Origin of the sequence: Rhizobium sp. BK060 (assembly GCF_014193145.1) — a bacterium.
GTDB lineage: Bacteria > Pseudomonadota > Alphaproteobacteria > Rhizobiales > Rhizobiaceae > Rhizobium.
Map to the genome: position 1 here is coordinate 155,920 of NZ_JACHYW010000004.1, position 18,984 is coordinate 174,903.

General features: G+C 60.6%; 14 protein-coding genes. 4 read left to right on the plus strand and 10 right to left on the minus strand.

All coding sequences use genetic code 11. The features are described from left to right. Positions 1 to 69 precede the first annotated feature (69 nt). From FHT71_RS06235 to FHT71_RS06245, 3 genes are all read right to left on the minus strand, one after another. Complete coding sequence (locus FHT71_RS06235; RefSeq protein WP_132588779.1) at positions 70 to 789, minus strand: transporter substrate-binding domain-containing protein; 720 nt, start codon at positions 787 to 789, stop codon at positions 70 to 72. A gap of 18 nt (positions 790 to 807) precedes the next feature. Next, positions 808 to 3,168 carry an EAL domain-containing protein gene (locus FHT71_RS06240; protein WP_183719277.1) on the minus strand — a complete coding sequence of 787 codons (2,361 nt, stop codon included), beginning with the start codon at positions 3,166 to 3,168 and terminating at the stop codon, positions 808 to 810. A gap of 184 nt (positions 3,169 to 3,352) precedes the next feature. Further along, positions 3,353 to 3,967: a 50S ribosomal protein L25/general stress protein Ctc gene (locus FHT71_RS06245; RefSeq protein WP_007789967.1), complete on the minus strand. Its 615-nt coding sequence runs from the start codon at positions 3,965 to 3,967 to the stop codon at positions 3,353 to 3,355. 337 nt (positions 3,968 to 4,304) lie between these two features. Between FHT71_RS06245 and FHT71_RS06250 the strand changes: the two genes are divergently transcribed. The 4 genes from FHT71_RS06250 to FHT71_RS06265 all read left to right on the plus strand — a co-directional run bounded on the left by FHT71_RS06250 (position 4,305) and on the right by FHT71_RS06265 (position 12,044). Beyond that, positions 4,305 to 6,383 (plus strand): EAL domain-containing protein, encoded by a 2,079-nt coding sequence (locus tag FHT71_RS06250; RefSeq protein WP_132588776.1) that lies wholly within the window; start codon positions 4,305 to 4,307, stop codon positions 6,381 to 6,383. Between the two features lie 83 nt (positions 6,384 to 6,466). Beyond that, positions 6,467 to 7,921, plus strand: coding sequence for a hypothetical protein (locus FHT71_RS06255; protein ID WP_183719279.1), 1,455 nt, complete (start codon positions 6,467 to 6,469; stop codon positions 7,919 to 7,921). A 103-nt stretch (positions 7,922 to 8,024) separates the two neighbouring features. Continuing rightward, a complete protein-coding gene (locus FHT71_RS06260; protein ID WP_183719281.1) occupies positions 8,025 to 11,279 on the plus strand; it encodes an adenylate/guanylate cyclase domain-containing protein in 3,255 nt (1,084 codons plus the stop codon). Between the two features lie 87 nt (positions 11,280 to 11,366). Continuing rightward, a complete protein-coding gene (locus FHT71_RS06265; protein WP_007789978.1) occupies positions 11,367 to 12,044 on the plus strand; it encodes a peroxiredoxin-like family protein in 678 nt (225 codons plus the stop codon). 103 nt (positions 12,045 to 12,147) lie between these two features. Here FHT71_RS06265 and FHT71_RS06270 read toward each other — a convergent pair whose 3' ends face one another. The 7 genes from FHT71_RS06270 to lgt all read right to left on the minus strand — a co-directional run bounded on the left by FHT71_RS06270 (position 12,148) and on the right by lgt (position 18,783). Beyond that, entirely contained in the window at positions 12,148 to 12,591 is a 444-nt protein-coding gene (locus FHT71_RS06270; RefSeq protein WP_132588773.1) for a Kazal-type serine protease inhibitor domain-containing protein, read from the minus strand. A gap of 100 nt (positions 12,592 to 12,691) precedes the next feature. After that, entirely contained in the window at positions 12,692 to 13,624 is a 933-nt protein-coding gene (locus FHT71_RS06275; protein WP_007789981.1) for a ribose-phosphate pyrophosphokinase, read from the minus strand. A gap of 107 nt (positions 13,625 to 13,731) precedes the next feature. Beyond that, positions 13,732 to 14,562: a hypothetical protein gene (locus tag FHT71_RS06280; protein WP_132588771.1), complete on the minus strand. Its 831-nt coding sequence runs from the start codon at positions 14,560 to 14,562 to the stop codon at positions 13,732 to 13,734. A 165-nt stretch (positions 14,563 to 14,727) separates the two neighbouring features. Further along, positions 14,728 to 15,879: a Xaa-Pro peptidase family protein gene (locus tag FHT71_RS06285; RefSeq protein ID WP_132588770.1), complete on the minus strand. Its 1,152-nt coding sequence runs from the start codon at positions 15,877 to 15,879 to the stop codon at positions 14,728 to 14,730. Positions 15,880 to 15,884: 5 nt separating this feature from the next. After that, positions 15,885 to 16,679, minus strand: coding sequence for a peptidoglycan editing factor PgeF (gene pgeF, locus FHT71_RS06290; RefSeq protein WP_132588769.1), 795 nt, complete (start codon positions 16,677 to 16,679; stop codon positions 15,885 to 15,887). A 96-nt stretch (positions 16,680 to 16,775) separates the two neighbouring features. Beyond that, complete coding sequence (locus FHT71_RS06295) at positions 16,776 to 17,876, minus strand: class I SAM-dependent methyltransferase (protein ID WP_132588768.1); 1,101 nt, start codon at positions 17,874 to 17,876, stop codon at positions 16,776 to 16,778. A 25-nt stretch (positions 17,877 to 17,901) separates the two neighbouring features. Then, entirely contained in the window at positions 17,902 to 18,783 is an 882-nt protein-coding gene (gene lgt / locus FHT71_RS06300; RefSeq protein WP_183719283.1) for a prolipoprotein diacylglyceryl transferase, read from the minus strand. Positions 18,784 to 18,984: the final 201 nt, after the last annotated feature.

Here is an 18,984-nt window from a genome sequence, read left to right on the forward strand (position 1 = left end):
GTGCCTTATGCGTTCACCACCGCGAAACGGCGTCAAAGTCAAGGCGCAGAGGCCATAACCGCAGAAAAATCAGTTTTCGGAGCTAAGGCCATACCTGGTGAAGATGGTTTTCTGCGTGCCATCGGCAATCAGATTGTCCAAGGCTTCCTGCATCCTGGCCAGCAGGTCGCTAGGGAAGTTCTTTTCGCAGGCTATCCCCATCGGCTGGGTGGAGAGCACCGTGACCTTCTCCAAAGGCTGCTCCGTCTTGAGTTTGGTGAAGTAGATCTCGGAGATCGGCATCATGTCGATGCGACCATTGAGCAGCTTGCGCAGTGTGGCGTTGAAGTCGGTGGCGACGTCGAGCTTGGTGAAACCGTTCTCCTTCAGCGTCGCCTCTGTATAATCTTCGCGCTGTGTTCCAATGGTATATTGCCTCGCTTCCTCAAGGTTCTTGGCTGTCACGCCTGACCCGGACCTGGTGATGAGGATGTTGCGATCGACCAGCAAGGGCTCGACCCACGTGAACATAGGGTCGCGCTTGGCGCTGTGAGCGGTCGTAAAGACGCAGCTCATAGGCGTGGTCTGGGCGAGATTATAGGCCCTGGCCCAAGGCATCATCGCGATCTTGTAGTCGATACCGGCGTCTTTCATCACCTTTTCGACTTGCTCGACCGAGGCGCCCTTGATTGTCTTTCCATCACGATAGCTGAAGGGAGGGTATTCCTCGGTGGCGAGTATAACGCCGGCTGCAATGGCTTTTGTGGAGGCGGAGATGCTCAAAAGAGTGACAAGCAGCAGCTTTTTCATCGTGTTGCCTTTCTGTGTTCAAGACGCCCGCGCAATAAGCTGCTCAGTCGCAGACAGACGCTCGATCAGAGCCGCGGCTTGCTGCGGGCGATGGAACAGGTATCCCTGGCCGAAGTCGAGGCCCATTTCGTGCAAGGTCTGGCATTCGTCCTCGGTCTCGATGCCCTCGGCAATGACGATGCAGCCCATCTTGTGAGAGAGCGTGGTGATGCTTTCCACCAGCGTGCGGCTTTTCTCGCGAACGTCGTCGTTGGCGTCGTTGATCGACTGCGTGAAGGACTGGTCGATCTTGATGATGTCGACCGGGAAGCGGTTGAGATAGCTCAGCGACGAATAGCCCGTGCCGAAGTCGTCGAGGGCAATCCGGCAGCCGAAGCGGCGCATCTCGGCGACAACAGTGCGGATTTGTGGATTGTTGTGCATCAGCACCGCCTCTGTGATTTCCACGACGATGCGCTGAGGGCGGATGCCGTGGCGGCCGAGCAATGCGGCAAGCCGCGCGGGCAAAGCGGCTTCGAATTGCAGTGGCGAGAAGTTGATGGCGAGATAGCTGTCCTGCATGCCGGGGAGGCGGGAGATGACCGCAAGATGGGCGATCGCCTTTTCCATGATGACGTTGCCGACGCGCACGATCTTTGCGGTTTCCTCCGCGACATTGATGATTTTTGTCGGTGCCATCAGACCCTTTTGCGGATGGTTGAGGCGCATGAGGGCCTCGAAGCCGGCAACGCCGCGTCCGTTCAGGTTGACGATCGGCTGCAGGTAGGCGTCGAACCAATCATCGGCGAGGCCGGCTTCGATGCAGCTTTCGATTTCGGCGCGCGCCCTTGTGTGGTCCACCATGCTGGCGTCGAAGAGCTGCGCGCCGTTCTTGCCATCACGCTTCTTGGCATACATGGCCATGTCGGATTTCTGCAGCAGCTCGGCGGCGTTGGCGGCATGGCGTGGGTAAATGGCGATGCCAACGCTGGCACTCAGATGCAGGTCCGGGCCGAACGGCTCGATGAAGATGGAGGCGATCTGCTCAGCCATCGCGCTTGCCCTGCGGGCCGCATCCTTTGCCGGCAGAAGGATCGCGAATTCGTCACCACCGAGGCGGGCCGCCTGATCCGATGGCGCCAGATGCGTCTTCAACCGGTCAACAAACGCGCGGAGCGCCTTGTCGCCCTCGGCGTGGCCGAGATTGTCGTTGATCCACTTGAAGCGATCGAGATCGACGAACAGGCAGGCAAGTTCCTGGCCGACCGCATCCGCTTCACGGATCTTGGCGTCGAGCACCGACTCGAATCCCTGACGGTTCAGCAGGCCGGTCAGATGATCCCGGATCGCTTGCTGGTGGTTGCGCGCCTCGGATGCTTTCAGCTCTGTGACATCGGTCATCACCGATAGCGAAAGTCGGTCATACCCCGTCGTGGCTGCCGTCGATTCCAGGATGAGAACATCCATGAGGCGGCGGTCGGCGCATATGAACTTTACCGTCACGTCGACTGCGGCGCCGCCGTCGAGGTCGTTCTTGCGCTTCAGGAAGGCTTCGCGCGTATCTGATGTCACAAGGTCTGCGAACCTGCAGCCGATCACGCGCAGCCGGTCGTAGCCGGTCGCGACGAGCCAGTAGTCGCTAACAGCCGTTATGCGATCATCCTCATCGAGCGAGAACAGCATGGCCGGCGTCAGGTCGTAGATGTCGACAGCGCGGCGATGCGCGAGCTTCAGTTCGCGTTCCTCGCTTTCGAGCTTCGATTGCATTTCGTTGAAGCCGCGTGCCAGGCGGCCCATCTCGTCGTTTGACTGCCAGTTGACGTGATGCCGCGAGCCGAGCTGGCGGGTCGCCTCGACGGCTGCCGTAAGGCGCATCAGCGGCCGGATAATGAAAATGCGATTGCCGATCAGTGCCGCGCTGAAGACCGCAAGCACCGCGAAGATGAAGATCGACATGAAGACGACCTCTTCGTGCTTGAGGCCGGAGAACAAGCCAAGCGCCGGATAGAAGACGGAGATGCTGCCTAAATTCTTCGGGCCGTCGATGGTGTTGTATATGATCGCGCGCGATACCTGGACGAGATTGCCGTTGAACGATTTCGGTATTGTCGACTGCGTCACGTCGAGCTGACCGGATTGATCCCGGACCTGAACCTTGACGATGGCGCCCTGCGAAACGATCGTCGCGCTGATCTGGGTTACGCTGTCATCATCGAGGTCCCAGAGCGGCTTTGCGAGCGCCTGAGAATTGGCGACAAGAAGAACCGAGATATGGTCGCGTATTTCCTGGTCTGCGCGCTCGGACGAAAGAACGAGGAAAAGGACGAACAGTGGAGCAACGAACAGGAGCAAAGCCCCGCAAATGATTGCTAAAAAACGATTTTCAACGGAATTGTTCATTGTTCCGTTTGCCCCCAGCCGCACTTTGCGCTCACGGTTTTCTACGCCCGTCGGTCTTTAAAAACCTACCGGCATGCTTCCATGAAATGTATTAAATGTTGCTGAAACAGGCTCCTCGCGTGCAAATGAAAAGGCCCGCTTTCGCGAGAAAGCGGGCCTTATGCTTTACAAATTATGGAAGCGATCAGGCTTCGGCTTCGCCTTCTTCTTCGACCGTTTCGTCAACGCCGCCAGCCGGGGCGATGATCGTTGCGATCGTGAAGTCGCGGTCGGCGATAACCGGCGCTACACCCTTCGGCAGGGTGAGGTCGGAGATGTGGATGCTGTCGCCGATCTTCTTGCCGCTCAGGTCAACGTTGAAGAATTCCGGGATCGCATCGGCCGGGCACTGCACTTCGATTTCGTGACGAACGATGTTCAAAACGCCGCCAGCCTTGAGCCCCTGGGACTTTTCTTCGTTGACGAAGTGAACCGGGATTTCAACGGTAACCTGGGTGTTGCCGGAAACGCGCAGGAAGTCCACGTGCATCGTGAAGTCGCGGACCGGATCGAGCTGATAGTCCTTCGGCAGAACCTTGTACTTCTTGCCGTCGACTTCGATGGTCGCGATGGTGGTCATGAAGCCACCTGCGTGAATGCGCTTCGTCACCTCATTGGTGCTGAGAGCGATAGAAATGGGGGCCTGCTTGTCACCATAGATGACAGCGGGAATCAAACCGTTGCGGCGAAGTTCACGGGCGGACCCCTTACCAACCCGTTCGCGCGCCTCGGCCTTGAGCTCGTAGCTTTCGTGGCTCATGACTTTTCCTTCCGAGGTTATTTGGAGAGCCCCGCGGAGGCCAATGCTTGCCGCGGAACTGGAGGCGGGTTACCCCATCCTCATCCGCGTTGCCTCCAAGGGTGTCTGCGCGGACGCGTGCGCTATAGTATAGATGCGACGGAAAGGCAAGCTGGTGCCTTGCCAGCGGCAGCAGCAACGATTTCGGACAAGCTGCTGGCGAGTGGTGTCGTTCGGGCGATTCCAGAAGTTGAAGCGGATCGCGAAAGCTTAACCATATAGCCGGATTTCGCGCGAGATTAAGGAATACAGAATGTCACGGCGGCTATGAAGGCCAAAACGTAACCTGGTCCCTTCGATGCCTCGTCTCCTTACCTGCATTGTTGCCGAACACAGCTGGCCGCATCTGATCTTCGCAACCGTTATCTGCCTGCTTGGGTCCTTGCTGACGGTGCGGCTTTTTTCGCGGGTTCGGCGCACGCAAGGACTGCAGAGATTCAATTGGCTTTTCCTGTCGGGCTTCGTAGGCGGTGCGACGATTTGGACGACCCATTTCATTGCCATGCTTGGGTTTCGCGCGCCGGCGCTCAGCGGTTATGAGCCCGATTTGACGCTGCTGTCGCTTTTCATCGGCATCGCCTCCACGATGATCGGCTTTACCGTGGCCTCGATGCGAAGCCGGGACGCGCTTGTCGAGGCCGGCGGCGCCATCGTTGGACTTGGCGTGGCAGCCATGCACTATGTCGGCATCGCCGGCTACAGGGTGGCCGGGGATATCCAGTGGAGCAGCGTCTATGTCATCTGCTCGCTGATTGCAGCGGCCGGGTTCGGCGCCTTCGTGACGAGCCGGGTTGCTCGCCCGACGACACGTTTCAGCCCGCTCGGCGCCGCCCTGCCGCTGATCCTTGCAATCGTTTCGACGCATTTCCTCGGCATGGCAGGCATGACGATCGTCCCCGACGCGACCGCGTCCGTTCCCCGCGAGATTCTCTCCGTCGGCGTGATGACCAGCCTAGTTGGCGCAGTCATGATCATCATCCTGCTTCTCGGCGCCTCCACCTACATCATCGACATGCAGTCGACGGAAGCGGCCGTGGCCCGCTACCGCCATCTGTCGCTTCACGATCCGCTGACGAACCTCGCAAACCGCTCGGCGCTGAACGAACATCTGGCGACCTCGACCAAAAACACCCATGAAATCGGCTGGAACGTCGCGGTCCTCTGCTTCGACCTTGATCGGTTCAAGGAAATCAACGACGTCCACGGTCATGCGGCTGGCGACGCCGTGCTCCGGGCGATCGGCGAGCGGCTGGCGAAGGTCATGCAGAAGGGACAGTTTGCAGCCCGCGTCGGCGGTGATGAATTCGTGGTCGTGATGCGCGATCACGCTGGCCGTTCGGAGGCCAGGAGCATAGCACAACACCTGCTCGACGAGATCGAGCGACCTGTGGAGTGGAACGGCCAATCGCTCAGCGTCGGATCCAGCATCGGCATTTCCAGTTTCCCGGACAGGGCGCGCACCGTCGATGACCTGCTTTCGCAGGCCGATGTCGCCATGTACCGCGCCAAGACGACGGTGGGAAGCAGCATCTGCTTCTACGATCCCTCGATGGACGAGGCAGCGCGGGAACGAAGTGCGCTGGCGATCGAGATGCGCGAAGGACTGAAGAAGGGTGAATTCGAACTGTTTTATCAACAACAGAACGATACCGTGACGCGCGAGGTGCTGGGTTTCGAAGCGCTGCTGCGCTGGAAGCATCCGACGCGCGGCTATATCTCGCCGGCGGAATTCATCCCGATCGCCGAGAAGACGGGGTTCATCATGGAACTCGGCGAATGGGTGCTGCGCAGTGCTTGCGTCGAAGCGGCCAGCTGGAAGAACCCGTTGAATATAGCGGTCAACGTGGCGGCCCAGCAGCTCGCCGATAGCCGTCTGCCGCAGATCGTGCATCAGGTCCTGATGGAAACGGGGCTGGTGGCAGCGCGGCTCGAGCTCGAGATTACGGAATCCGGCATCATTGCCGACCATGGGCATGCGCTGAATGCGATCCGGCGGCTCAAGGCGCTTGGCGTCAAGGTGGCAATGGACGACTACGGCACCGGTTACTCCTCGCTGTCGACGTTGCAGAGTTTCCCGTTCGACAAGATCAAGATCGATCGTGCCTTCGTCGATGGCGTCGTCACCAACAAACAGTCAGCTGCGATTGTCCGCTCGACGCTTATTCTAGCGCAGAGCCTTGATATTCCGGTTCTCGCCGAGGGCGTGGAACGAGAGGAGCATGTCGATTTCCTTCGCCGCGAAGGTTGCCTGCAGGTGCAGGGCTTCCTTTTCGGAAAGCCGATGCCGCGTCCCGACATCGAGGCCTTCGTCAATGCCGACAATACAGTCGCAGCAGATGGTCCGGCGCACGCCGCTAAGACCGACGCCGCGGCCTGACCGCGGCGCTGCAACACAGCTTGACATCCGCCGCCCGGAAACCTCACATGCTGGCAAAACGCAAGCGGCGGAGGAATTCAGGTATGCGGCTCAATCTCATTGCGGCAACGAGCACGATCGCGATCGCTCTGGCATCCGGAGCCTACGCCGCCGACATCAACCAGGCAGGGGCGAAACAGGTCGAAGAAAGCCTGACGAAGCTGCTGCCGAGGAGCGTGGCGAAAGACGGCTTCGTGACCGTGAATCCGGCAGGGACACGCTACGAGATCATCTATGATTTCGCGAAGCTCCTGAAGAAGATCGATTCGAGCAGATTTTCGATCACCGGCTTGGCGCCCTGGTCGATGTTCGCGGCACCGCAGGATGCCGGCCTGTGGAGCGTCGAAGGGAACAATTCCCTCAATGTTTCCGGCAACTTCAAGGCGCCGGGACAGCCGAGAACGGATTTTACCTACGCCATCGATAGCTTCGCGTTCAGCGGCATTTTCGACCCGGCGATCAGCTATTTCCGCTCGGGTGACTTCTCCACGAAGGCGGTCAACTTTTCGTCGAAGGCCGAAGCCGAGGAGGTCCGTGCCAGCTTTGACGGCATGAAGTACAAGGTGACGTCGTCGGAGGGCGCCGCAGCTGGTACGACGAACTTTGCCACCAGCGGCTCCGCCACCGGATTCATCGAGACGATCAGCAGCCGTGAGGTGCCTCCGGTCGAAATTCGCGCCGACGCATTTGATTTTGCCGCGGCGGTGAACGGCCTGCCTGCGAACAAGGTTCGCGACATCATCATGTTCGCGATCGACCACGCTGATGAAAAGAAGCTTGCCACTGCGGACAGCGACAAGTTGAAGGCGATGCTTCGCGATGCGTTCCCGTTGCTCACGAGCTTCAACGAAACGATTGGCCTTAATAATCTAACGGTCTCGAGCGCTGCAGGGAACGGTGGTGCGAAGAACGTCGGTTACGAGGTCACGCTCGACGGTCCAGCCGATGCCACTCGTTTCGGCGTCGGTGTGACTGCGGAGCAGATCAGCTTTGCGAGCCCCATCGTTCCTGCGGCCTATTCGGCTTTCGTGCCACAGGAATTGCAGCTGCAGTTCGCCATTGCCGACATGGATTTCGCGGCCTTCGGCGACGAGTTTCTCAAAGTTGATTTCACCGGCGGCGCCGTATCGCAGGACAGCGGCAAGAAGGCGGCCGAGCGGCTCTTCAAGGGCGGCGAGCTGGTGATGGATTTCCCGAAGATCAGCGCGGTCTCAAGTGTTTACGATGCCGAGATTTCCGGAAAAATTCGGGGACGGATCGACTCGTCCAAAGACTATTCCATGGACGCGACGGTTCTGGCCCGTGACCTCGACAAGACGATCGCCGCCGTTCAGGAGCTTGCAAAGACCAATGCCGATCTCAATCAGGTTTCGTTTGGCTTGATGATGGCCAAGGGTTTTGCAAAGACGGATCCCGATGGACGCCAGCGCTGGGATATCAGCGTTGCGCGAAACGGATCTGTCACGATCAACGGCCAGGTCGTCAAGGGCGCGGACTGAGCTCTAGGCACGGATGGCTCTTGCGGGTCACCCCAGGCAGGTTCATGCTGTCTTCTAGCGTCGGCTCCAGGTGAGGGGCGGTACGCGTCCGAGAGGCAGGCCGATGAATTGTGCCGCCTGTGGTTTTGCGATCGAAAGCAGTTTTGCGTTCTGCCCCAAGTGCGGCGCAAGACAACCTGTAGTATGCGTCGCCTGCGGTGAGGCCTGCCAACCCGGTTTTGCCTTTTGCCCGAAGTGCGGAACGGCCGTTGGTCGGCCTGAGAGCCCCACGGCTCCAGCAGAGGTGCCGCGGCCCCTTGCGCCTGTGTCGTCACTCGACGATGTCGCCGACCGACGGCCGCTGACCGTTTTGTTTGCTGATCTTTGTGGCTTCACTGCTCTTAGCGAGAGAACCGACCCCGAACTGATGCGCTCGCTGCAAAACGAGCTGTTCGAAGAATTGACGCACGCGGTGGAAGCTTACGGTGGCTTTGTCGACAAGTTCGTCGGCGACGCGCTGCTTGCTCTGTTCGGTGCGCCTTCGGCGCACGAGGATGATCCCGATCGTGCGCTTTGCGCAGCGCTCGACATGATTGCAGGCGCTGACCGTCTTGGCGCCAAATGGCTGAATCTGGCTGGTGGTGACCCGCTGCAGCTGCATGTCGGCATCAACACCGGACCGGTGGTCAGCGGCGGCTTTGGGGCGGCGGCAGCGCGTTCCTATTCGGTGACCGGCGACACGGTGAACACCGCTCAACGACTGCAAACCATGGCAGGCCCGGGCGAGATTCTGGTCGGGCCGGTGACCTGGCGCCTGACGCGGCATGCGTTTGCCTTCGAAAATCTCGGCTCTCTGGCGCTTCGCGGGAAGGCGGGCAATGTGCAGGTGCATCGTCTCATCGGGCGGATGGAGACGCCCCATGCAGCGCGCGGACTAGAGAGCCTGGGACTACACGCCGAACTTATCGGGCGTGACGCGGAACTGTCGCGGATGTCCGATTGTTTGGATTCTGCCTGTGGCGGAAATGCGCAGCTTGTCCAGCTCATCGGCGAGGCCGGTATCGGCAAGTCAAGGCTGGTCAAGGAGTTCCTCGCGACCGTGGCTGAGGGAGAGCGATTTCGTCACGTTGTTGTGCGCCGCGCCGTCTGTTCGCCACTCGGCGAGCAGTCCTACGGCACGCTCGCATCCGTACTGCGCAGCGCTTACGGGATAGCCGAGCGGGAAACGGCAGCCCGGACTGCGGAACTGCTGGCATCAGGATTGATCGACCTCGGCTTTAGCGAGAGCGAGGTCGCCGGTCTGACACCGCTCTTATCTTACGTCCTTGGCCTGGGAGATCCCGATGGAGCGCTGCGCCATGTCGAGCCGGAGCAGCTACGGCGGCAGATCTTTTACGCAACGCGCACGCTCTTCGAGCGGCGCCTGGCGCTCAGTCCGCTGTTGCTTGTCGTCGAGGATCTTCACTGGGCGGATGCTGCTTCCATCGAGGCGCTTCGCTTCGTGCTGGACAGGCTGGAGCGAACGCGCCTGATGATGCTGACGACAGGGCGGTCGGTTGCTGAAGGCGAGGGCCTGGAGTCGAGCCGGATCAACCGTACGCTCATGCGGCTCGCGCCGCTCTCGGTTGGGGACGGCGAGGCACTGCTGGCCCAGCTATTCGGCATAGACAGTTCGGTGCCTGCAAAAACGCGCTCACGAATTCTCGCGAGAGCGGGCGGCAATCCGCTGTTCATCGAGGAGATCGTCCGGGCCTTGATCGAGACGGGCGTGCTGCACTTTGAGGACGGATGTTGGAGTGTCGCCAGCGCTGAAATGGGAACCGAGATACCGATGAGCCTGCAGGCGATGCTGCTTGCGCGCGTCGACCGTCTGCCGCCCGAAATCAAGCGCTTGGCGCAGGAAGCCGCTGTCATCGGTCCGCGCTTCGATCTCGCGCTACTTCGCGCCGTCGCATCCGATACAGCGCGCGTTGAGCATGGGTTGGACTATCTCTGCCAGGCTGAGATCGTGGAGGAGACGCCCGGCGCTGCTGCGACCAAGGCAACGTCCTATCGCTTTCCACAACAGCTATTGCACGATGCCATCTATAGCAATCTCTTGCTACAGCGTCGCAAGCAGTTGCACGCGCGCATCGGCGCTGCGATCAAGCGGATCCATCATGGGACACCAGATCGGCTTGAGGACATTGCACAGCTCGGCCGTCACTACTGCCGGGCGGGCGAGACGAGTGAGGGTGTGCAATATCTCATGGCGGCGGGCGATCTGGCCCGCAAGATTTACGCCAATGACGATGCGATGCGTCTCTACCGCGAAGCGCTCGGGGCGATTTCGGAAGATCCGCAGGCCAGTTCGCAATTGCTTGCCCTTTCTGAGCGGTTCGCCGATCTATGCGGCCCGGCGGGAGAGCGGGACATAGCACGTGAACACTACGGGCGCGTACTGGCGACCTTAAGGAAGGCTGGTGATCGGCCTGGTGCGGCACGGATCCTGCGAAAGCTTGGCCGTCTCAATCTCGCCGCCGGCAGAAGCGATCTTGCCGATGCCGACTATGCCCAGGCAGCTTCGCTGCTCGGCGAGAGCAATGCGCCGATTGAGCTTGCCCATCTTCTTCAGGAGCGGGGGCATCTTGCCTTCCGAATGGGCGATCAAAGCGCGGCAGCACGCTGGGCCGATGATGCGCTATCCTGCCTCGACACAGCGGCGATCGATGGGGCAGGTTCGGCTGCCTCGGAATCCGCGCAGGTGCGCGCGGAGGCGCTCAATACCAAGGGTGTGGCATTGGCGCGGCTGGGGCGGCACCGCGAGGCCGTGCGCGAGGTCGAGCGAAGCCTGGAGGTCGCCGAGGCGGCCGGCTTGTTGAGCGCTGCGTGCCGCGCCTATTCCAATCTGGGAGTGCTCTACACGATCGTCGATCCGGCGCGCGCCATCGATGTGTGCCGCCAAGGCCTGGAGGTCGCCACGCGGATTTCCGATCTCGGCTTTCAGGCTCGTCTCTGTGCCAATCTCGCTGTCGCTTGCTGCACCTTCACGGACAACTGCGCCAAGGAGGGAGTTCCGGCGGCGGAGAGGGCGATCGAGATCGACCGGGCGCTGGACCAACGCGATCATCTGGCGGTGCCGCTCATCGTGCTCGGACAGATCCATCAATGTCACGGCAAACCGGATCTCGCCTGGAACTATTATGAGGAAGCGCTTCAGCTCGCGCGCGAAATCGGCGAACCGCAGCTCCTGTTTCCATGCTATGATGGGCTTGCGACGTTGAACCTTGAAAAGGACGACATGGCCGAGGCCGAGCGATACTTTTCACTCGCCCAGGATGTTTGCGTCAGGCATGGGCTGGATCCCGACGCACTGGTCGTACTGCCCTTCCTGGATTGATTCAATGCCGGCAGGTAAAGTGCTGAGTTTTCGCAATTTTGTTCTTCTGCTCGGCCTTCGGCCGATGCGCAAGCGAGGGAGGGTGCCATGCCCGAAAGTCAAAGCGAAAGACCGCTGCAGCCCGGAGACCGCGCGCCAAACGTCGTTCTCGATGCGATCACGCGTCAGGGCAAAATTTCGATCGATGACTTCCGCGGGCAGAAGCCCGTGCTGATCGGTCTGTTTCGCGGGCTCCACTGTCCGTTCTGCCGGCGGCAAATCGCCTCGATGGCGAGCCTTGCCGGCGATCTCCAGCAAAAGGGCGTCGAGAGCCTGACGATCGTCAACACCCCCATCGATCGGGCGCGCCTCTATTTCCGTTATCACCCCTTGCCCAATCTGGTGGCGGCGTCCGATCCTGATCGAATATCGCATCGTGCCTTCGGGCTTCCGAATCTCGAATTCACACAATCGGAGACAGTATGGCCTTACAAGGTCAGCCTCGACACGCTCACCTCGATGCGCGTCAACATGCCCGATCTGCCTGAGCCGATGGCTCCGATGGCGGCTGTCGAATACCTCGACAATGCCGATGGCTACGAATTCACCGACGATGACAAGCGCATGATCGCAACGGGCGAGGGCCAATTGGTCGGCGAATTCCTGCTCGACCGTGATGGCGTCATCAGATGGTGTTTCACGGAGGTCGCCGACGAGGGGCGTCATATGTTCGGCGTACCGGCGCCCGAAGAAGTCATGTCGGCAGCATCGAACTTTGCCGCTTAACGCGCGCCGCGAGCTTTCAGGTCCGCTTGTCACGCCTTAGTCCATCTCGTGAGATGCGCTTCGGCTCCCGCGCACACAAAAGCCGCCCGTCAGGGTTGCTGCTTCACCGCCGGCACGTCCCCTGGCTTATGATGCGGAAACCGCCATTGCCAGCTTCGCAGGCGTTCGGGAAGGTCCGCATCTGCGGTCCACGCTGGCCGCAGACCGGCCGGTATTCGCGGGTGCAGATGCCACCGGGTCGCGGCGGTGCGGGAGGCTGCGGGCGGATTGTTATGCCGGGCTGTCGGCGGCACTGGCCGCGGCTGATGACCGTGAAGTTGGCGGCGCGGGCCTGGCACGCGTTGGAGAATGTCTGGACACGCGCTCCACGCTGGCCGCAGACAGGAGCATATTCCATGGTGCACATCTGCGGCCCGGCCGGGCGAAGAGGAGGCGGCGGACGCGGACGCGAATAACTGGGCCCAACGTCGACCGTGCAGGCGCAAAGAAGCGGGATGAGTGCAAGCAGAGCGAGCTGTCGCAGCGACAGGAATCCGGCGAGCGTCATTATTCTTCCCCTCACAGCTGGATTTCTTTCTAAATCCTAGCGCAAGTTGCATTTTCGGAGAAGTTCAAACCTCAGCGGTCGTTCAGAATTTTGTAGCGGTTCAGTCGAATAGGCTGGAGACCGACTCTTCCTGGCTGGTTCGGTTGATGGCTTCGCCGATCAGGCTTGCCGTGCTCACGACGCGGATGTTGTGGGCCGACTGGACAGCGGTCGTCGGCTGGATGGAGTCAGTGATGACAAGTTCGCGCAGCTTCGAAGAGGTGATGCGGGTAACCGCGCCGCCGGAAAGAACGCCGTGGGTGATATAGGCGGTGACGCTTGCAGCACCCTGGGCAAGAAGCGCATCGGCGGCATTGCAGAGCGTGCCGCCGGAATCGACGATGTCGTCGATCAGCAGGCAGTCCTTGCCTTCAACTTCGCCGATGATGTTCATGACTTCGGATTCACCCGGGCGGTCGCGGCGCTTGTCCACGATCGCCAGCAGACAGTCGAGGCGTTTGGCGAGCGCGCGGGCACGAACGACGCCGCCGACGTCCGGCGAAACGACCATGACGTTGCTGATGTCGTGTTTCGCCTTGATATCGCGGGTCAGGACCGGGATAGCGTAGAGGTTGTCCGTCGGAATATCGAAGAAGCCCTGAATCTGGCCCGCATGCAAATCGAGAGTCAGCACACGATCGGCGCCGGCTTCCGTAATGAGGTTCGCCACGAGCTTGGCCGAGATCGGCGTACGCCCCGAGGCGCGGCGATCCTGACGGGCATAGCCGAAATAGGGAAGGACGGCGGTGATACGGCGCGCGGACGAGCGGCGCATCGCATCGATCATGATAAGCAGTTCCATGAGATGATCGTTCGTCGGGAAAGACGTCGACTGAACGACGAACACGTCCTCGCCGCGGACGTTTTCCTGGATTTCGACGAAGATCTCCTGGTCGGCAAATCTTCTGACGCTGGCTTTGCCCAGGGGCACATTGAGATAGTTGCAGATCGCTTCGGCGAGATGCCGGTTCGAATTGCCTGCGAAAACCTTCATCTTGGTCCGCCTATTACCTGCTGATAGCCGCGCTTTTTAGTCAGCTTGCTCCTGAATGCAAGGGCTAACGCGTCATCTCGGCTCATATTTCAAAAAAAGCTTGTGGCTTAACCGCCACGAGCGTCGCGCCACGTTGAGAATTCGGTGATGGTTTTCGAGGCGATTTGCTGCATGACCGAGGCGGGAACGCCGGCCCAGGGATCCTGCGCTTGCGAGGGCACGCTTTCCTGTCCCTGGATACGGTGCAGGCGTGCACCCCCGCCATCGAGAATGTCCCAGACGTAGACCACGGTCACCTTGCCGCTGTCGGAAAAGGCGGAGAGATATCCTTTCAGAATGTAGGCGCTGGAGCTGTCGTTCGAGCTTTTGATCGAAAACCCGTGCGAGCGCGCCTCGGCTCCGAGTTGACGCGAAAGCGGCGTGACGGCTTGAACCGGTGCGCCGATGATCGGCAGGAAGCGGACGGTCGTGGCGCGTGTCGAAGGCGAGCTGGCATTCAGCATGGCAGTCTGGGTCTGCTGCCGTGGCGGCTCACGCGGGGGCGTTTCCACCATGTCTTCTTCTTCGGCCTGGGCGTTGGACACCGGCTCAGGCAGCGCCTCGGCTTTTATCGCAGCGGAGGCGGCGGACGAGCGCGTGTCGCCTTCGAGCGCCATAGCCTGGGCTTCCATCGTGGTCGGCGGTGCGCCGGAACCCTGCCGATAGCCCGTCTGGCTGTAGGCAGGGTGATATCCGTTCGATCGCTGTTCGGAGGCAAAAGCCTGCTGGCGTGGCGGCGATCCTGCCATGCGTTCCACGTCGCCCTGCGTTACCGGCGATGAACGCATGCTTGCGGAGGAGTCGCCGATGTCGACCAGGGGGACTAGGGCGTCGGTCGTGTTGCAGGCGGATAGGACAAAGCAGGCAAGGAGCATTGGCGCAGTCGCAACTCGCTTCATCCTTCGTTACATCCTTCCCAGTGCCGCACCCCGTGCACTTTATGAAGGCCGGCGCCGGCATGTGTCAATTCCGGATTCTTGCCCGCAATGGTTTGCGTCCTGATCGGCCTCTAGTGGATAAACGGGATTTCAGCCGAAAGCCGCTTACACTTTTGGGATCCCGCTCTAGACGCTGATGAAGTCCAGAGAGTGACGGGAAAGCGCGCGCGGCGCATCGTCAGTCGTCAGGTAGGTCTGTCCGAGGGTCATTGCCGTTCCCGTGTCGGAGTCCATGATGATCATGTGCACGAAGAGCGACATGTTCGGCTCGATCGGCTGCTGATTGCCGACATGGAACATCTGATGCTCCATCCAGGACGGCGAGAAACGGGCGCCCAGCGAGTAGCCGCAGGCATTGAGACGGTGGCGGGAAAGGCCGCGCTCATCCATGATTTTCGCATGCATATCGAACACGTCCCCGAAGGTGTGGCCCGGCTTCAACACCGTTTCGATCGCCTGGATCGTCTCGAAGCAGGCATTGTAGAGTTCACGGTGGCGATAGGTCGGTTCACCGATGACGATGGTCCGCATCATTGCCGCATGGTAGTGCGCGTAGGCGCCGGCCCATTCGAGTGTCAACTGATCGTTCGGATCGAGTTTGCGGCGACCGGCCTTGTAGCGGCAGAGCAGGGCGTCCTCGGCGGAGCCAATGATGAATTCGTTCGCGGGGTAGTCGCCGCCACCGGCAAAGACGGCGCCCTGCATCGCGGCCAGAATGTCCGCTTCGTCCGTACCGGGCTTGGTCAGCGCGAGTGCCGCATCGAGTGCATCGTCGGCCAAAACAGCAGCACGTTCGACATATGCGACTTCGGCCGGGCTCTTAATCAGCCTCAGGCGGCTGACGAGATAGGAAGCGTCGACAATCTGTCCGAACGACGTCAACTGCGCATCGAGCATCCGGGCAACGCGGCCGGTCATGCCATGCGTATCGTATTCGACGCCGATCCTGGCACCGAGCAGGTCCATCTCGACCAGCAGGTTCTTGAGATCGACGGTCGGGTCGGCATTCACGCGGTCGACCCAGATCTGGACATTTTCCAGGATAGAAGTGTGCTTGGCCTGGCGCAGGTCGGCGGAGCGCGTGATCAGCGCCATCGTCCCGTCGGCCTTGACGACAAGGGTCTGGAAGAAGCAGTAGCCGAAGGTGTCGTAGCCGGTCAGCCAGTACATGCTTTCCTGCGCGAAAAGCAGCAGGGCATCCAGCTTTTCTTCCCGCATCTTATCGGTCAGACGCGCAAGTCGGACGGCGAATTCGGGTCTGTCGAAGTGCAAGGCCATGCCGCTCAAGTCTCCCTGATTGCGATTGCAGAAATCTGCCGGCCGTAATCCGGCTCCTTATTATGTGTGGTCCGGCGATAAGAGAAGAAACGCTCGGCGTCGGGATAAGTGCAAAGGCCCAGGCTTTCCGCCCGCACACCCGCGGCGCGAAGCCGATCGACTGTCAGCGCCTGCAGGTCGAACATCGCGTGCCCGGGCTTTTCAGAAACCACGAAATAACGCTCGTAGGATGGATCCTGTGTGACAAAGCGCTCCACGAATTCCGGGCCGACCTCGTAGCTCGCCTGGCTGATCGATGGCCCGAGACAGGTAACGATTGCCTCCCGCTTCGCGCCAAGTCGGACCATGGCGTCGATCGTGTTTTCCAGCACACCGGTAAGGGCGCCTTTCCAACCGGCATGCGCGGCGCCGATCACACCAATCTCCGGGTCGGCGAACAGGATTGGTCCGCAATCGGCTGCCAGCACACCAAGCGCTATTCCGGGGGTTGCCGTTACCATCGCATCCGCTGCAGGACGGGAGCCATCATAGTCTTTGTCGACGATCACCACATCAGGGGAGTGGACCTGGTGCACGGTAGCAAGACGCTCGACGGGCAACTCAAACCAGCTTGCCACGCGGCGACGGTTTTCCTGAACCTTCTCGCGCTCGTCGTTCGAGCCGAGGCCAACGTTCAGGCCGCGATAGATGCCGTTTGAAACGCCGCCTTGCCGGGTGAAATAGCCGTGGAGAATCGCGTCACCGGTTGCCTCTTTCAGCAGCGCGCTTTGGATCGGTGCCGGAGATGCTGCTTGTGTCATTAAAACTTCCAAGATTGCTTGAATTGCTTACGCGCCATTTCGCATGGCAAAGCCTTGTCGATTGCCGCGGATGTTGGCCCAGCAGCGCTCGGGCTGTCAATCCACTGAACGGAAGGGCATCAAATCCAGGGCCGGGTGCGAGACCGCCAAGACCTTGAAGAGTTCGCCCATGCGCCCTTCACCTTCGCCGGCCAGCCGATCGACTGCCGTTTGGATAATTTGCCGCGTATGTGCTTCGCGATCCCGGCCAAGAGCGGCGGCGCGGTCGAGAATGCCGAGGCCGACAAGAAAATCGCCTTGGCGAAGCATGCCGTTGACGTAGACGCCGGCTGAAGTCGCGGCCTGTGCCAGCGCCTGGAAATCGACGTGGCTCGTCAGGTCCGCTTCGCCCGGATGCGCCAGCGGCGGGTCATACTCATGCATGCGCACCGCCTGTAGCGTATCGCCGTAGCCGCTCACGAGATGCCCGTAGTCGATGGCGACAGCCGTGCCGCCACATTCCTTCAGCCGATCGCAGATCGCGAGCATCACTGACTGGCGTGCCGGCGAGACTTCAAACACCGTTCCCGGGAGCACGTCCTCTTCCGGCCAGGGGAGAAGGCTTGGATCGACCCCTGCCACGCCGGCACCGAACGTCAGTTCGCCCGCTGCGTCGACGCCGACCATACGTTCACGAAAGCCCGCCGGCGTCTTCACGAACTGACGGATCGGAATGGCATCGAACAACTCATTTGCCGCGACGAGCGAAAATCCCGGCGGCACTTCATCGAAACCCTGATGCCAGCTGACCTTGTCGCCATAGGACGCCAGCGTCTCCTGCTGGATGTCGCGCAAGCGTGCGCTGGTTTCGACGAGGTGCACCGTCATGTCCTCAAAGAGGGGCGGCGCGATACGGGAAATGACACGCAGCATATCCGACATCATGGTGCCGCGGCCGGGGCCGATCTCGACGAGGCGGACGCCTGCGGGTGTTCCGTGCCGCTGCCAGGCGTGTACGACGAAGACGCCGATCATCTCGCCAAAGAGCTGGCTGACCTCGGGCGCCGTCACGAAGTCTCCCGAGCGCCCGAACGGCTCGCGCGTCCTGTAGTAGCCGTGTTCCGGATCGGCGAGGCACAGCGAGAAAAAGTCCGTGACGCTGATCGGGCCGTTCGCCTGAATGATAGCCTTGATCTTCTCACCGAGCGCGGTGCTCATGGATCCCCCTCCTGTCCAGCCGCGGTCAGTGCTGCAGAGCAGCCTGACGGCGGGCTCGAAGCATGGCCCAGATTCCCAGCAGAACCATCGGCGTGGAAAGCACCATGCCCATGGTGAGCCAATCGGTACCCAGCAGGTAGCCCAGCTGGGCATCCGGTTCGCGGAAGAATTCAACGAAGATGCGAGAGAGCGCATAGCCGCAGGCAAAGACGCCGGTGACGAAACCGGGAACCTTCAGAGCGCGGAAGCTGTAGATCAGAAGGGCGAGAACCAGGAGCAGCACGACGCCCTCCAGGCCTGCCTCATAAAGCTGGCTGGGGTGGCGAACAAAGTCGCCGCCGGGGCAATAGCCGTTGGTCTTCTCGATGTATTGGTTGCAGAAAACCATGCCCCAAGGCGCGTCCGTCAAGCGGCCCCACAGTTCGCCATTGATGAAGTTCGCGATGCGGCCGCAAAACAGGCCGATCGGGACGACTGCCGAGACGACATCGAACAGGCTCCAGATCGGTATGCCGTTGCGACGTGCGAAGATGATCATCGCGATGACAGTGCCCGTCAGTCCGCCATGGAACGACATCCCGCCGTTCCATATCTGGATGGCCCGGATTGGGCTCTCGATCACCGACGGAAGATCATAAAAGAGGATGTAGCCGATGCGGCCGCCGACAACGATGCCGAGCGCGACCCAGATGATGAAATCGTCGAGTTGCACCTTGGTGATCGGTGAAACATCGCCCCCCCACAGCTTGTTGTTACCGGCGATCTGACGCGCATAATACCAGCCGAGCATGATGCCGGCGACATAAGCAAGTCCGTACCAGTGAATTGAGAGTGGACCGAGCGAAAAGGCGATCGGGTCGATCTCGGGGAAGGGCATGATCGCCATGAGATTGGCTACTGTCGGCAAGGTTTTCCCATTCGCTGGCGTGAGCCCTATGGAGTGACCGGTCGGACGTCAACGCGCTTCAGTTCAAGGCGTCCTTTTTCTGAAGGCGCGCCAAGCTCGATGTGGGCGGAAGATGGCGCTGGGATCAAGAGCGGTCAAGTCGATTGTTGGCGATCGGAAGCCTACGAGCAGGCTTATCCAGAGCAAAGCGCTTGCATCCTT

What these genes read in the sequence shown, in the direction of transcription:
- FHT71_RS06270 (WP_132588773.1), bottom strand. Translation starts at nt 12,591, where the DNA reads ATGACGCTCGCCGGATTCCTGTCGCTGCGACAGCTCGCTCTGCTTGCA.
- FHT71_RS06250 (WP_132588776.1), top strand. Translation starts at nt 4,305, where the DNA reads ATGCCTCGTCTCCTTACCTGCATTGTTGCCGAACACAGCTGGCCGCAT.
- FHT71_RS06275 (WP_007789981.1), bottom strand. Translation starts at nt 13,624, where the DNA reads ATGAAGGTTTTCGCAGGCAATTCGAACCGGCATCTCGCCGAAGCGATC.
- FHT71_RS06260 (WP_183719281.1), top strand. Translation starts at nt 8,025, where the DNA reads ATGAATTGTGCCGCCTGTGGTTTTGCGATCGAAAGCAGTTTTGCGTTC.
- FHT71_RS06295 (WP_132588768.1), bottom strand. Translation starts at nt 17,876, where the DNA reads ATGAGCACCGCGCTCGGTGAGAAGATCAAGGCTATCATTCAGGCGAAC.
- pgeF (WP_132588769.1), bottom strand. Translation starts at nt 16,679, where the DNA reads ATGACACAAGCAGCATCTCCGGCACCGATCCAAAGCGCGCTGCTGAAA.
- FHT71_RS06255 (WP_183719279.1), top strand. Translation starts at nt 6,467, where the DNA reads ATGCGGCTCAATCTCATTGCGGCAACGAGCACGATCGCGATCGCTCTG.
- FHT71_RS06245 (WP_007789967.1), bottom strand. Translation starts at nt 3,967, where the DNA reads ATGAGCCACGAAAGCTACGAGCTCAAGGCCGAGGCGCGCGAACGGGTT.
- FHT71_RS06235 (WP_132588779.1), bottom strand. Translation starts at nt 789, where the DNA reads ATGAAAAAGCTGCTGCTTGTCACTCTTTTGAGCATCTCCGCCTCCACA.
- FHT71_RS06280 (WP_132588771.1), bottom strand. Translation starts at nt 14,562, where the DNA reads ATGAAGCGAGTTGCGACTGCGCCAATGCTCCTTGCCTGCTTTGTCCTA.
- FHT71_RS06285 (WP_132588770.1), bottom strand. Translation starts at nt 15,879, where the DNA reads ATGGCCTTGCACTTCGACAGACCCGAATTCGCCGTCCGACTTGCGCGT.
- FHT71_RS06265 (WP_007789978.1), top strand. Translation starts at nt 11,367, where the DNA reads ATGCCCGAAAGTCAAAGCGAAAGACCGCTGCAGCCCGGAGACCGCGCG.
- FHT71_RS06240 (WP_183719277.1), bottom strand. Translation starts at nt 3,168, where the DNA reads ATGAACAATTCCGTTGAAAATCGTTTTTTAGCAATCATTTGCGGGGCT.